Annotated in this window: 14 protein-coding genes and 1 tRNA gene; 6 read left to right on the forward strand and 9 right to left on the reverse strand. The window is 39.8% G+C overall.

Translation table 11 applies throughout. The features are described 5' to 3' along the window. Nucleotides 1–46 precede the first annotated feature (46 nt). The 3 genes from J2128_RS07930 to J2128_RS07940 all read left to right on the forward strand — a co-directional run bounded on the left by J2128_RS07930 (nucleotide 47) and on the right by J2128_RS07940 (nucleotide 1832). Complete coding sequence (locus J2128_RS07930) at nucleotides 47–625, forward strand: DUF2179 domain-containing protein (RefSeq protein WP_209690596.1); 579 nt, start codon at nucleotides 47–49, stop codon at nucleotides 623–625. Between the two features lie 88 nt (nucleotides 626–713). Next, nucleotides 714–908, forward strand: coding sequence for a hypothetical protein (locus J2128_RS12965; protein WP_348632382.1), 195 nt, complete (start codon nucleotides 714–716; stop codon nucleotides 906–908). Between the two features lie 129 nt (nucleotides 909–1037). Next, entirely contained in the window at nucleotides 1038–1832 is a 795-nt protein-coding gene (locus J2128_RS07940; RefSeq protein WP_245323478.1) for a 4Fe-4S binding protein, read from the forward strand. A gap of 328 nt (nucleotides 1833–2160) precedes the next feature. Here J2128_RS07940 and J2128_RS07945 read toward each other — a convergent pair whose 3' ends face one another. The 4 genes from J2128_RS07945 to J2128_RS07960 form a co-directional block, all read right to left on the reverse strand. Beyond that, on the reverse strand, nucleotides 2161–3375 hold the full coding sequence (locus tag J2128_RS07945; protein WP_348632383.1) for a molybdenum cofactor synthesis domain-containing protein: 1215 nt from the start codon (nucleotides 3373–3375) through the stop codon (nucleotides 2161–2163). Nucleotides 3376–3822: 447 nt separating this feature from the next. Next, the gene (locus tag J2128_RS07950) at nucleotides 3823–4686 is read right to left on the reverse strand and encodes a hypothetical protein (protein WP_209690598.1); all 864 of its coding nucleotides are present in this window, start codon (nucleotides 4684–4686) and stop codon (nucleotides 3823–3825) included. Nucleotides 4687–5115: 429 nt separating this feature from the next. Continuing rightward, nucleotides 5116–5553 (reverse strand): hypothetical protein, encoded by a 438-nt coding sequence (locus J2128_RS07955; RefSeq protein WP_209690599.1) that lies wholly within the window; start codon nucleotides 5551–5553, stop codon nucleotides 5116–5118. Between the two features lie 2 nt (nucleotides 5554–5555). Next, on the reverse strand, nucleotides 5556–6500 hold the full coding sequence (locus J2128_RS07960; RefSeq protein WP_209690600.1) for a hypothetical protein: 945 nt from the start codon (nucleotides 6498–6500) through the stop codon (nucleotides 5556–5558). A 213-nt stretch (nucleotides 6501–6713) separates the two neighbouring features. Between J2128_RS07960 and J2128_RS07965 the strand changes: the two genes are divergently transcribed. Together J2128_RS07965 and J2128_RS07970 are read left to right on the forward strand one after the other, a co-directional pair. Further along, the gene (locus J2128_RS07965; RefSeq protein ID WP_245323480.1) at nucleotides 6714–7148 is read left to right on the forward strand and encodes a hypothetical protein; all 435 of its coding nucleotides are present in this window, start codon (nucleotides 6714–6716) and stop codon (nucleotides 7146–7148) included. Between the two features lie 37 nt (nucleotides 7149–7185). Further along, nucleotides 7186–7920, forward strand: a complete 735-nt coding sequence (locus tag J2128_RS07970) for a winged helix-turn-helix transcriptional regulator (protein WP_209690602.1) — start codon at nucleotides 7186–7188, stop codon at nucleotides 7918–7920. A gap of 154 nt (nucleotides 7921–8074) precedes the next feature. On the opposite strand, the gene J2128_RS07975 is transcribed toward J2128_RS07970, so the two are convergent. From J2128_RS07975 to J2128_RS07995, 5 genes are all read right to left on the reverse strand, one after another. Further along, complete coding sequence (locus J2128_RS07975; RefSeq protein ID WP_209690603.1) at nucleotides 8075–8914, reverse strand: serine protease; 840 nt, start codon at nucleotides 8912–8914, stop codon at nucleotides 8075–8077. Nucleotides 8915–9129: 215 nt separating this feature from the next. Next, complete coding sequence (locus J2128_RS07980; RefSeq protein ID WP_209690604.1) at nucleotides 9130–10212, reverse strand: hypothetical protein; 1083 nt, start codon at nucleotides 10210–10212, stop codon at nucleotides 9130–9132. 289 nt (nucleotides 10213–10501) lie between these two features. After that, nucleotides 10502–10587: transfer RNA gene (locus J2128_RS07985), tRNA-Ser, on the reverse strand. A 232-nt stretch (nucleotides 10588–10819) separates the two neighbouring features. Next, nucleotides 10820–12154 carry an RNA-guided pseudouridylation complex pseudouridine synthase subunit Cbf5 gene (locus J2128_RS07990; protein ID WP_209690605.1) on the reverse strand — a complete coding sequence of 445 codons (1335 nt, stop codon included), beginning with the start codon at nucleotides 12152–12154 and terminating at the stop codon, nucleotides 10820–10822. After that, entirely contained in the window at nucleotides 12151–12840 is a 690-nt protein-coding gene (locus J2128_RS07995; RefSeq protein WP_209690606.1) for a uroporphyrinogen-III synthase, read from the reverse strand. The genes J2128_RS07990 and J2128_RS07995 overlap by 4 nt, the downstream gene beginning before the upstream one ends. Before the next feature lie 154 nt (nucleotides 12841–12994). Here J2128_RS07995 and J2128_RS08000 point away from each other — a divergent pair, with 154 nt between their 5' ends. Further along, nucleotides 12995–14203, forward strand: coding sequence for a tripartite tricarboxylate transporter permease (locus tag J2128_RS08000; RefSeq protein WP_209690607.1), 1209 nt, complete (start codon nucleotides 12995–12997; stop codon nucleotides 14201–14203). Nucleotides 14204–14216: the final 13 nt, after the last annotated feature.

Raw genomic sequence — 14216 nt, forward strand, 5'->3', positions numbered from 1 at the left:
GGAACTGTAAATAGAAAAACAGGAGTACCTGCTGGAAAAACCGCCCATGACAGACCCGGACTTATTCAATTATCTCATACTGCCTGTTTTGATATTCTTTGCAAGAATTGCCGACGTTTCGTTCGGGACGATGAGAATCATCTTTATCTCCCGGGGACTTAAGTACCTGGCACCTTTTGTCGGTTTTTTTGAGATAAGCATCTGGCTTATTGCAATAAGCCAGGTCTTAAAGGACGGGACTCCTGTTCCTGCATTTATAGGATATGCACTTGGTTTTGCCTGCGGGAACTATATAGGAATTCTTATCGAAGAGAGGATGGCCCTCGGGGTGTCTGTTATCAGGACAATAACACAACATGATGCAACAAAGCTCGTAAATTACCTGAAAAATGAGGGTTTTCGCACAACAACTGTCGGTGCAAAAGGGCAGTATGGCAGTGTAAACATAATATTAATTGTAGTAAAAAGAAAAGATATCCCGCAGGTCCTAAGGTCCATTAACAAGTACAACCCTAAGGCATTTTATACTATAGAGGACGTTAGAAGTGCAGGAGGAACTTTTTTTTCACCTGACGGTATGATACCGAAAAGGGGTCTTGGAAAGTTTACAAGGAAGGGCAAATAAGAGAAATTTACAGGAATCTGAGAGGTGTTTTAAAACGGATATAATATTTGATGAATACAGGGAAAACCCGGATTTCCCGCGAAAAGAGGTGAGTTTTGTTCTTTCTTTTGAGGGTGCGGTCCCGTCAAAGGAGAGTATAAAAAACGAAATATCGGTCTGCTACGGTGTTTCACCTGATTTCATTGCCCTTGACAGGCTCAGAGCAGTCAGGGGGAAGAAAAAAGCCGGAGGAACCGCACGGATTTATCCGGACAGGGCTTTGATGAAGAAGTATGAAAAATGACCAATGGATCTGAACTGGTATACTTTTCTGTCTTTTTCAGAAAAACGGCTTTTTTTGTTCAGATAGTTTTATCTGACTGACTGATGTCAGATTCATCATGGGAGGATTGTTATCATCGTTATAAAATCATTGCCGCAGGCAGCAGGATTTCTCTATGGTATTCTTGCACTTTTGATTATTGCCGTTTTGTGGAAGACAAAAAGGATGAGCAGGAAAACAGGTTATTTGTTTCTGGTCATATCGGCACTGTCAGGTTTTATTCTCTTTGCGCCGGTAGCACCGTACCAGTTCCAGACTATTTTTATCAGAAACCTTTCCTCAAACAGTGCGACCGTTTTTGTTGTAATATCAGGTCTTGTTCTGATATTTGCTCTTAGTTTTGCTTTTGGAAGGATTTTCTGCGGAAATATCTGTCCTGTAGGCGTTTTGCAGGAGATTGTCTCTCTTTTGCCGGTCAAAAAAAGAGGAAAGTACCTTAAAAAATACTCGGTTGCGATACGAGCTTTTGTCTTTTTAGTAATTCTTGTTTCCGGGCTTTTGTTTTCTGTAAGTGTTCTCGGAATTCTTGGCGTAAGAGACTTTTTTTATCTTGATATTGCATCGGCTTCATTTTTTGTATTTGCACTTATTCTTTTAATATCGGTTTTTGTATACAGGCCGTTTTGCAGGTTTTTATGCCCTTACGGGGTATTTCTTGCCGTTGCGGCGTCGAGAAGTGTCTGCAAATTCAGGAGGACGGATAAGTGCATTGAGTGTGGTAAGTGTGAAAAGGTCTGTCCTGTCAACGAGGCGGGGGTTTTTGACAGCAAATCGGAGTGTTATATGTGCGGACGCTGCACGGAGGTATGTCCTGTAGATGGTGCTCTTGTGTATTCCGGTGCTTTTTCTAGGACTGGCGGGAGTAAAAAAGCGGAAAATGAGTAATCCACCTGATTTACCCCTTATTCTTTTGTTTCTTTTGAAAGGATTTTCTGCATGAGGATTCGGGAAGATGATTTTTGTCCCGCCGGTGAGTAACTATTACTATATAAACCAGCATATGGTTTATGCATCTGCCTGCCTTTTGTGTATTTTTTATAAAATCATTACCCTTAAAAATAAATTATAATGGATAAAAACGAATTTTAACGTAAAATCCTTGTTTTTTTAGTTCATGATTTTTTTTGAAGGGCAGGTTTAAGGTTGTCGCAAAAACAGTTTCTTTTGTTTTCGTCAGCCTTTATCCTTGGGGTTTCAGTCAAAAAAATAGTGATTATTCCGGGGAACTCTCCGGCCCGGAGAAAGGGTTTTGTCTTAGCATCTGCACTTCAGCTTCATCTCCTGCAGAAAGTGCACCTGTTCCTGATTTTTTGTGAAGGATACCGTCTGCCCTGACGCCGTTCATCTGGCCGAATGCTCTCGGAAGAGGTGTTATGAGAGTTTTTCCGTCCTTTTCCGCGACTTTTACCATCATGAAAAGGTCGAAATTTCCAAAAGCGGGTATATCCTGCGTAAGCACTCCGCGGACGGTAGTGTCAGGAGTGACAGGCACTCCCCACTGCTTCATCAGCGGGCATACGAGCTCGTGAAATGCAGTTCTTGACGAAACTGAAGGACCCGGCATTCCCAGGGCAGGTTTTTCATTTACTCTTGCAAGTGTTACGGGTTTTCCCGGTCCCATTGCAACCCCGTGATAGAGAATTTCGCCGGATTCTTCAAGTGCGTCTACGGTGAAATCCTTTGACCCGGCAGAGGACCCCCCGAATACAAGGACCATATCGCATTCCCCCAGAGCCTTTTTAAGTCCTTCTGCGATAGCATCGCGGTTGTCATGAATAATAGGGTACAATACCGGTGTAACTTTATACTGCTTAAGGTAAGCCGCAAAAATATACGAGTTGCTGTTTACTATCTGGCCCGGCATTGGGGTTTCATAGGGGGATATTATCTCGTCACCCGTTGCAATAAGGCCGACTTTCCATTCTTTAACGAAAATTTCTGTAATTCCGTATGTAAGCAGTGCACCTATGTCGAGCGGGGTTATTATATGCCCTTTGTCAAGTATCATATCCCCTTCTTTTATATCCGAGCCCATTGGAATGGTGTTCTCGTAAGCGGATACCGGAGTATGAACCCTGTAAATGTTCTCTGCGACCTTTGTCACCTCTTCTATTGCTATGTCGGCATCAAAACCTTCAGGCATAGGCATCCCGGTGTTTACCCTGGGTGCTTCAATCTCTACAGGTTTGTCCTCTCCGGCTTTTTTTGTCTCCGCACTTTTTACGGCAATTCCGTCAGGTCCTGCGAGTAGCAGCGGAGGATTTGTCCTCTTTGAATAGACAGGTTCTGCAGAAATGCATCCGCACGCATCCGGGACGGAGAGTAAAACCATATTGTCCGGTTTTTTAAAGGACGACAAAATTATCCTTTTTGCCTCTTTTCTGGGCAGAAGTTTTAAATTAATGACTGTTCGCGGTATGTAAACCACCTTCCGGTTGATAAAAATCTGACTTTATCATTATATAATATCCTTTTATTTCAATGAAATATTATCAGGTTTATTTAACCTGGTCAGGTAGTATTTAGCTATTTAATATAATTCCCTGTGCAAAATCATTGGATTTTCACTTTTCGCTTTGTACAATGTCTGAATGTTTTTGACAGTCCTATTTGCTGTGCAAAATATTATATATGATTGCCCTCCACTCCTTTTCTGTTCCCGGCCGAGAATTGGGAAAAGACCCCCTGTCTTTCGTACAGTAAACCTAATGGTGCGGCCGGGGGAAATTTTGGTTAAGTCAAATAAAAGGTATAAAATACCAAAATTCCCCAGGACTTCCGGCAATTTTGACCGAAATTGTTGTGGATATTTTAATTTTGAGATTTTTTAGGCAGGTAAATCCCTGTTATATTTTAACCTGACAGTTATGAGACGTCAGTTTCCGGGTTGGGCCCGGTTTGCCTTTGTGTACTTCATACCGTCCTTTGAAACCTGAATTGTTATTGGATCTTTTGGGTCAAATGTTTTGTTTCCTACAATCCCCGGGACAGTTCCGACGGGAAGTGTTTTAGTGGTCTCTATGTATGCGAATTTATTCTCTGAGCCTGTTCCTATTCCGGCTGCGACGTGGCTTTGGTTCTCGTAGTACATCATTTCAGTGTCGTAGCCTTCGATTGTAAGAATCGCTGCAAGGAGCATGCTTTTGTCGTCGCAGTCACCTGACGCGTCGGATATTGTTTCAACAGGGTACTTTGGGGCCGAACCCGTGGAGCTGTAAGGCAGGGACTGTACAAATTTCACGATGAATTCAGCATATTCATCGCTGTCCATCTCCTTTTCGTCACGCACTTTTCCAAGCTCTGATACTACGCTTTCGTAGGTTTCGGTGTTTACGGGGTCTGCAATTAATGAGAGGTAATATCCTGCCACCCACTCTTTCCTCTTAGTCAATGAGGATTTTGCCCAGATGTTTTTATTGGTTTTCCGGGCTGCCAAAAGCATTTTTTTGTCTGTCTCCAGATTCAGGGTGATATTTTCAAAATTATAACTGAATGTATAATTTTTTGAGATGATATCCACTCCTTTTGAGTATGACATATCAGTCGCAGGGTACCTGACTCCTGCATTTTCGGACTGCTGCTCTATTGTCTCTGTCAGGAATCTGTCACTATATACTGAGTTGTCCTGTATTGCTGCAGCAACTGCTGTCCCTGAGAAGAAAAGCAGGATTATTGTAAATATTGTAAAAACTGCAATTTTTGGCTTTGCAGAATTTGCAAATCCGGAGATTCTGATCACTGTATCGTCCCGTGGATAAGTATTTGGGATTCTCTACAGTGTCTGTATGAAATGCAAATTTTTAACCTTTATCATTTGTGATTATCACTAATGATTTAATATAACAATAATTGTATACGATATATTGTGCAATTTATCCAATAAATCTCGAAAATAGGGCAGTTTTCCCAGTTTATGCGTGACATTCTGTTTTTTTATATAATTTAAAAATGATTTTCTGACATTTTTTTTACAAAGGAGTCTGTGAAAAATAATACCTTTTACCTGGCTGATTTTCTTATTACTGTTATTAAATCCTGAAAAAAGCAGGGACTTGAACGGATAGCGCTGTAGGAGTGAATGCAAGGTTTAAGTGAAAACTTCAAAATTTTTTTTAGAAATTCCTGCCTGATTAATAAGAAAACAAAAAAGTGTAAAGAAGGCTTTTTTTCAGGATATGCCTGATATGAAGATAATAACCCATATTACAGACAGGACTGCCGCTATGGCAAGTAGCTTTTTTTCTTTTCCCGAGGACAGAAATCCTATTAATCCGGTTAATATCAGAAGAGTCAGGTGATATCCGGTGAACAGCAGAATGTGACCCGAACTGATTAAGTTCTGAAAATTATTCCCGAAGAATGCAAAAATGATTAAAAATGCATAGGATATGATTCCGGCAAGTGGTGCACGAAACCTGTCACCTGTCTTGTAGCCGTAACAAAAAGCCCCGGCCGGGTAAAGGATGATTAGTAATGTTCCTATTATTCCTGAGTAAAAGAGTTCATTCCGGCTTAAAAGATAATATAAAGAGTCTAAAACGGCAAAGCAGGCTATGTAAAAAAGGAAGATTAGATTTTTTTGGTTGATTAATTCATCAGTTTTCATGTTCAGCCGCTATAGAAAATTCTTGTGCACATGCCATTATTGTAAGGACTTGCTACATAATTGTTGAGGGAATAGTCATCTTCATAAACATGCCACAAATTGTCGCCTGGTTGATCATAGAATCCTGCTACTTCTTCTTCTGCATTTTCAAAACCATCGGCCGAATGAGGAATAGCGGTATCATGGTGGGCCGCTCCTATGACATCTCCATCATTCATCTGCCATAATCTGACGTGCCACCCACCGAGAATTCTGAGAGGGTCACTTGCAAGACCATCATCTGCTTTCCATCCGTTATCATATATGTAGTAAGTATCCTCAGCTATATCGTCCCACCATCCTTCGTTCAATATTTCTGTTTTTACTGTGCTGATGCTGTTACTTTCCCATGCAATATTTACAGGTTCGTCCAACTGATGATACGTATTATCTATTTTTTCGTAAATCCACTGGGGGTAATCATAACTTTTTACAGAAAGAGGAGGGTCGTATTCCAGCGTAAAAACCTCATATGATAACTCTTTTGAACTGTAACTTATACCTTCTGCAAGATTTAACTCTTTTGCGTAATTTGAATCAACTTTATATGAGGTTGTTTTATCTAAATGATCTGTACCAAACCTTGATTTCAACTCGTTTCCAGAGTAGGTATCTGTGACATAGACTATACCATTGGAGATATAGTAATCAGTTGTATGTTCAACAAGGATGGTGTGCTCTTTTTCCCATGTGTTTATTATTCTCGGACTGTTTTTTTCAGCGCATACAGTCTGCATAATAAATGCATTTACTAAAATCGCTATAGCAAATAAGCTCAGCATCTGCCGCAATTTCTTTGTTTTCATTTTTTTCCTCCCAAAATTTAGACACTTACCTGAGGATAAGATATAGATTATTGAATCTTCTAATAAGATCACTTTCTTCTCTGTTATTACCTCAGTAGTCACTTAATGGATTTTACCTTTTGATGCTCTATTTAAGGTAAATTCCCCTGCAACATCGTCTGGATGTCACGTGCTTATCTTTAAATTTACTTTTAAATACCTCTTATGACCAAATCATCTAATCTTATAGAGATATTTTGATGATTTGGTCACAACAGCAATATATTATAAATTTATTAAATTATGCTCATGACTCAAAAAACCTTAATCATTGCTATGGTGGTCGTATCTGCTGCACTTTTCATTTTTCCTGCAATGGGTAGTGGAATATCTGAAAAAAGTATAAATGATGAAATCATTGTTATGCCATCTGTTGACAAATATATAACAAATTTTTCAGAAATAAAATATCAGCATCAAATATCTCAGGGAGAAATGGTTTATCATACTAGGTATGTAAGTCCTTTTACTTCGAAAATTGATGTTACATTGACTTGGGATGAAAATTATGGTGATCTTGAGTTATATGTTTATACTCCAGATAATAGCTTTGTAGGACATTATACTGATTTGTATGATAGTCCTGAAAGAGACGGAATGATTGATATTGATGTACAGTCCTCATCGGGCTTCCTTCCTATGGGTGACTGGAAGCTTAACGTTTATGGTGGACAGGTTTCAGGTTCATCTTTAAGTTATTCACTTTTGTGATAGAAAGATATAAATTTCTTTTTTCGTATAATAAAATATGAATCTTAGGGGGCCAGTTATAGCATTAGTACTGATATTAATTCTTGTCTATATCCATCAGGCTTCAGTTGATTCTAATATTATTGTAACGCCGAGTGCTGATTCGCCTGATTTTTTTAGGGAAGATAATGTTCGTGCTCTTAACTGGTGGGAAGTCACCCCTATTCAGCATTTTATTTCAATAATTGGGTTATACTCTTTATATTTAATACCTATAGCAAGTGTTATCACAATAATTACAGGTTTCTTTTTTGGTATTAAGCAGATTAAAAAAAATAATGTCCTTGAAAATGAACGAAGAGAGGATATAGTTAGAATAATTAAAAGCAACCCAGGAATTACTTTAGGAGAAATTGAGAATATAACAAGAATTAACCATAGTTCCCTGAGATATCATCTCAAAATTTTGTTTCGTGAAGGAAAAATTTTTTCGACAAAACAGTACAAAAGGAGACATTACTTTGGAAGATTTAATGATTATAATCATTATTCCAGTGATAAAAGAATTATATCTGATTGCCCAAAAACTGAGGATATTCTGAGGTATATATCTATGAATCCGGGTTGTACTCAGAGAGACCTTATGGAATATACAAAATTATCTTCTCCTACAATATCATGGCATATTGGAAGGCTTAGTTCAAATAATCTTATAGATATAGAAAAGGAAAAAAATTCTAATCATTATTATGTTACTAAAAAAGAAGGATTTTTTCTTTCTATCAAATTGTAATTTGACAGTCAATTTTCTGTTTATAATTCAAGTTTTTACGATGCTTGAGGGGAAGCAATCTCATGATGACAGTGCAGGGATGTGATATGATAAGTTTTTTCTGCGATGGGTGGTCATTCTTGGAGAATGTCTTTTCTAGAAATTTCGTTTAATCTTAATAATCTGCTATCCTATCCTCTATTTTATTTCTTTCAAGAAACTGGTTTATTGTCACAGGATGGACGCCTATTCCCAGGTTTATAAACTGGTTTTCTTCGATTTCTTTTCCGTTTCTTTTAATCTTCGGTGAAAAGTCCAGTGATAAATGAGATGTGCGGCTCTGAATCCCCCAGACTATCCCGTTTGTGTCAAATATGGGGCCCCCGCTTTGTCTCCTTAATCCGGGAGATGATGTTTCAATGAAAAGGTTATCAAAACCGTCTTTTGTTTTTCCGAATTCCAAGTTTCTTGTGATTATCCCGTCCATTGGAAAAATAGCCATCGGGAACGGGTTATTTAAAAATTTAAAGAACTTTTTATCGTCTTTTTGAATAAATTCCGAATCTATGCTGTTGAATGGAAAACCCAGTTTGCATACAGATTTTCCTGGGAATATCTCTCCGGATTTTTTAAAGCCGGGATATTCCGGAGACCTCTGTGGTCTGAAGTCCTTTAATTTAGCTACAGCCAGGTCTAATTTTGAATTTGAGATTATTCTCTCTATTGCATACTGGTTTTTATCAATAAATGGAACGTCTGAAAAGTCAGTAATCCAGTTGCCGTCTTTTTTAATCCTCGATATTTTTCTTATTTTCTGGTTTGCATTTAAACTGATATCAGAATTTATTTTATTGATTTCTGAGTTGTAAGCCTCCAGACTTCCGGTATCCTGAAGGTGTTTCAGTCTCGGGTTAAATATGTGGGCTGCTGTAATAATCCAGCCCTTATCGTTTAGCAGAACACAGGCACCTATCGGACTTTCCACTTTGCCATCTATTGTCCTGAATGAGCACACAATCGGCTAGGTAAATTTCATTGCTTTTTGGATAGCTTCTGAAAACATGACATATCACTTTAAGATATTTAGTTACTGCATTTAAACGTAGATCCCAGGTTAAATAACATCTGTTGTTCTTATATCCAAACCGGATGCTAAGTGCAATAAAAGTTTAGCAGTATGGCTGCAGGCTTACGGGATGATTTAATATTAACCTTTAATTGTAAAAAAATCTAAAAATCTTCTCCTTCTAACGAATAGTCTATTACAAATTTAGATTTTATTTCTCCAATGTTTGTAAGAATATCATTATTTATCTTAATTAAATCAAGGACATTTTTGTCTATTCTCTTTTTTCTCAAACTGAAATTCTCATCAGATTTTTCTAAATTCTCGATAAATAACTTTCTTATTTCTTGGGTATTATCAATGTCATCTTGGGTAATTCTATGCCCCATTGTAGGTTGATTTAAAGAAAGATTAGGTTTGTTTAATAGGTCAAATTTCACTATAACCTTTACAATGGGAATTAAATTCTTCATAATATAAATATTGGATTTTAACTCTTCTCTATCCTGAATGACTTTTCTGGTTTCTCCGTCTAAAAATCTGTTTTTTTCTATATGTGGGATTTCTAAAAAAGGCTGATTTTTGGGCGAATCATTAAATCCGGGATATATAACATTGTATAGATTTGATATTATATTTACTAATATCTTATCAGATTCATCTTTATTAGAATTAAAAATGATATTTTTAGTTACAATAAAATTCTTTGATAATTGCAATAAAATTGATTTTCTTTTTTCCAGAAGAGTATTAAAGTCAGGCGAAATTGAATTTAAATAATTCACTAAACAGTCATTATATGTATGTCCTGTCTTATTAACTGTATAATAATACTTTTTAATAAAATTTTTATTAATCAAATCAATGATATCTAATTTAATTTTTTGATGTAATTCCTTATTAAAATCAGGACTTAATGCTTTATTTTCAAAATTTATTTCATCCTGAAGCATATTGAAAATACGATGTGTAATATTTATGATTATTGGCTTGTATTTTTCTCTCATTAAAATTTCTAAATTAGTTGCCATAATCTCAGTCTGTTTTTGCGAAGATTTGATAGTATGACGATTTTGAAAAATTATGAGTACTGTAAGTCCAGCTAAAATGTAATTGCTCAAAGTGCCTAATGTCTCTAAACTGAGTGGGTAATTATAAAGTAAATATAAAATAATCGTGGCATATAAAAAAATAAACCCCATAAATCTAAGTAAGTTTACAATTTGATAAAAGTATTTTGATTCCAAAGATTCATAATTTCATAGCTAATTCTCTTATGTATACCTAAATCGGCGTAGATTTCTCCACAATCCTGAAGGGTATCAGAATAATTTTCTTAAGTATCTGGTGCTTGATGTCGCTCTCTAAAAGCTCCTATTCTCTTTCCAGGTTTCATGATGGCATTGGCTGATAATTTTGTATTGAGAAACAGAAGAGCTGCTTCATGAGTCCTGCCATGAAATTCTGCTGCCGACCTTCTCATATTGCTTAAGATAAACCAAAACAGAAGATAAGTCTATGGACAAGTTGTCACGACGCTGAGGGGGAGATTTGAACTCCCGAGGGGCTTTCGCCCCACAGGCTTTCCAGGCCTGCGCCCTTCCAGACTAGACTACCTCAGCACAAAATAGTGTAATTGCCTTGCCTTATTCAATACAACTGTTAATCTATTAACTCTATCCTTTTGACGCGGCAAAAAATTGGTAAAAAATTCAGGACTGCCAGGATGCAACCGGACACAATTGCAGTATAAACACCAAAAACAAAAGAATGCGGAAAAGTAAATCCGGGTAAGGTTTGTGCTCTTTTTTTTCGCTTAAAGCCTTATTTTTTTATCGGATTTCCCTATTCGTTTTACTTCCTTATTTTCCTGTACGGCTGAAACGCCTTCACTGAGCCCTTCGCAACGCTGTGGGAGGCGGACTTATCGGACTGTCCCTGTTGCTGCTGACCTGAATGTCCGGGCTTATTCCTTTTCCCCCTGTTTTTTAGCTGTCCGTCTCTTTTGTCCTCTCTGCTTTTAGGGGGGGCTGACCTGAGGTTTCTCTTTGGTTCGGACTTTAAGTTGGGTTTTATTACGACAGGCCCTTTTTTCCCCGAACCCTTTTTCATGTTACCTTTTTGATTTTTATCCTTCCCTTTAAATTTCGCTTCAGGTCTGACTTTTCCTGAATTTTCCGTAATTTTGATTTCATCCGCCATTATTTCAGATTTCCCTCCTCTCTCATTTTTTATCTCTTCCTTTTTTTTGCCGGAATTATTCTGTGAATGTGATTTTTTTGTCCAGCCCTTCCGGTATGTCCCTCTCTTCATTATAACTGCAAGAGGTGATACGACAAGACCGTTGTCACCCGGACTGAACTCCTCCGATGAAACAAGCGCTTTTCCGAGGCAGACAAGTTCATTTTTCTCAGTCATAACCGCAACGATTGCATCACGCCTGAAGTTCTCCTTTTCAAGGACACCGACGCCTGCAAGCACGGCACCGCTGCATACGGCTTCAACAGCGGAGTCACGTATCCTGACGGAAGGAATTCCTGCAACAAGCCTTTCTGCCGGGAGAAGCATCTTTTTGAGAGGTCCCGGGTTTCCCTCTTTGTAGAAGACGAAGGCATCTTTCAGGTCCTGGAGAGTGCAGGAGTCGGAAAGGAAAAGAGATCCCGATTCTGACCTTCTGAGCTCCTCCATCTGTCCTCCCACTCCCATCGCAAGCGCCATATGTATGCATAAAGAGCGGATGTATGTCCCGGCTTCGCATGCGACACGCATCAGGACAAGACTGTCTTTTATGTCGAGTATTTCTATATTGTATATCGTTCTTATACGAAGCTGGCGGCGGACAGCACTTTTTCTCGGCGGCCTCTGGTAGACCCGCCCGCTGAACTCTTCCGCGGTTTTGCAGATGTCCTCCCTTAAGACGTCTCCGTGAAGCCTCATGACAACGATGTACTCCTTTTTATGCTTAAGAATCACGGGAGCAAGCCTCACGGCCCTTCCAAGCATTATTATCAGGACACCCGAGACCATCGGGTCGAGCGTTCCGCCGTGACCTATTCTTATGTCACCACCAAAAATTTCCCTGACCCACGCGGTAACCTGGTGGCTTGACGGCCCCTGCGGTTTGTCGACTGCAATTATTCCGCATTCAAGCAGTTTTTCTATAGCCGGGTCTCTGAACTCTTCGCTCATGGTAGTTCTTTGTTTTTCAGGTATTCGTTTAGCGCTGAAAGGGTTCCTTCAAGCGAGCCGTCACCGGTGACTGAAGGACTTACACCGCCTTCCTTCATTCTTTCGGCGGTTATCTCTCCGATTGCAATGGGAATAATTCCGGAATCCTTATTCCACACAGAATATGAAAACGAGTTGGCGCTTGTGAAAAGTACTGCACCGCACCCTTCAAGGTCAAGTTTTTTGTTCACCGGCTTAAGGGAGTATATATGGACCTCGCAGGGGATTCCACCGCTTTCTTTTATGGCCTCCATCAGTTTCGGGTTAGGGACGGCTGCACGCGGGATGCCTATTTTTTTACCGCTTATCCAGTCTCCGAGATACGGGGCGAAATCACGTGAATAAAACGCAGGGAGCATCTCGCAGTCTATTCCGAATCCCTTCAGGGTTTTTGCGGTCTGTGGTCCTATTGCAATTACCCTGGGCCACCTCCTGAGGAGAGGGCCGATTGATTTTGCCGGAAGGGCGCTTGTGAAAAAAATGCAGTCATATTCGTTTTTATTTACCTTATCCGCAAATTCAACTACCCTGTCGGTATATACTTCTGCCTCCATGGGCGATACAATCCGGCAGGAATGACCGTATTTTTTGCACAGGTCATTGTCCTTTCCTGCCTTTTCCTTAAGGCGGGTAACTGCAATCAACATAAGCTGATGAATATGTTGGAATTAAAGATAAATCATACCTCTTTTTTTCACCGGAAATTTTTCTGGTATTTTATAACTCCCGTATTCTTCCGTGTGATAAAATTCGTTTAAAAATCCCTATATTTAACCTGCAATAAAAAGGGATTACAGCCAGATGATTGAGATTGTACTCGGCCTTTTCATAGGGATAGTCCTCGGAACAATAAGCGGTCTTATTCCCGGAATACACTCAAATACGATGGCCGGAATTCTTCTCTCCGCTGAAACCGGTTTTCTTGCAATCTTCGGGGAAACGGCAATGGCAGTGTCCCTTGTCGTAGCGCTGATAGTCCATACTTTTCTTGACATAGTCCCGGGAACGTTTTTTGGAATTCCTGATGCAGACACGGCCCTCTCCGTTCTTCCTGCCCACAGGTTCTGTCTTGAGGGAAGGGGAAGCGAGGCCGTGAGGCTTTCTGCTGTCGGAAGCGCCTTCGGGACAGCACTGAGTATGCCGGTGTTTGCGGTATTTTTAGTGATACTTCCGTTTTTGCAGCCGTACATAGACTGGTGGGTCGGAATAATACTCATAACAGTATCGGGAATTCTTATAGTATGGTCCGAATCGCCTGAATGGTCGTTTGCAGTCTTTATAGTATCTGGAGTTCTCGGGGTTTTTTCGTTTGAATATTCCTGGCTCTGCGCAGGTTTTGCCGGGGATTCATCTGTTCTGATGCCTCTTCTTGCAGGTCTTTTCGGGATATCCGTCCTCCTGAATTCGTCCGGAGGTAAAATGCCAAAACAGGTGAATGGAACCGTAACGGCAAAAAGAAAGGATATTTTAAAGTACAGTGCTGCCGGGACAGTAGCAGGTTCTGCCGTTGGATGGCTCCCGGGCCTTTCGAATGCCTCCGCAAATGCAGTACTTGCTTCGGCAGTCAGAATGGACAGGGAAGGCGGCGGATTTATAATTGCTACAAGTGCGGCCAATACAGCGAACGCTTTCATATCAATTGCGGCTTTTTATGCGGTATCAAGGATGAGAAACGGTGTAATGACGGCATTTTCTCACCTGCAAAGTCTTCCCCGGGTTTCGTTTGTGCTCACTTACGCCGTTTTCGCCGCAGTTGCCGGATATATTCTGGCTATTCTGTTCTCGCGGTCAGGGGGCCTTTTTGCCGGCATGAACGTAAAAAAGATGAGTACAGTCGTAATCGTATTCATGGCCTCACTGACTTTTGTTTTCACCGGATTTTTCGGGCTGGTGATTCTTATCCTTGCAACGGCAACGGGTCTTGTCCCTGCACTCGTAAACATAAGGCGTGTCCCTTGCATGGGAGCAGTGATGATACCGGTAATCCTCTGGTCGTTTTCGATAATCTGACTGGATATTTTGG

The organism is Methanomicrobium sp. W14 (assembly GCF_017875315.1).
In the GTDB taxonomy this organism is placed as follows: Archaea; Halobacteriota; Methanomicrobia; order Methanomicrobiales; family Methanomicrobiaceae; genus Methanomicrobium.

Coding starts and splice junctions, on each gene's coding strand:
- J2128_RS07930 (WP_209690596.1), top strand. CDS start 47: ATGACAGACCCGGACTTATTCAATTATCTCATACTGCCTGTTTTGATA.
- J2128_RS08000 (WP_209690607.1), top strand. CDS start 12,995: ATGATTGAGATTGTACTCGGCCTTTTCATAGGGATAGTCCTCGGAACA.
- J2128_RS07970 (WP_209690602.1), top strand. CDS start 7,186: ATGAATCTTAGGGGGCCAGTTATAGCATTAGTACTGATATTAATTCTT.
- J2128_RS07955 (WP_209690599.1), bottom strand. CDS start 5,553: ATGAAAACTGATGAATTAATCAACCAAAAAAATCTAATCTTCCTTTTT.
- J2128_RS07990 (WP_209690605.1), bottom strand. CDS start 12,154: ATGAGCGAAGAGTTCAGAGACCCGGCTATAGAAAAACTGCTTGAATGC.
- J2128_RS07995 (WP_209690606.1), bottom strand. CDS start 12,840: ATGTTGATTGCAGTTACCCGCCTTAAGGAAAAGGCAGGAAAGGACAAT.
- J2128_RS07965 (WP_245323480.1), top strand. CDS start 6,714: ATGGTGGTCGTATCTGCTGCACTTTTCATTTTTCCTGCAATGGGTAGT.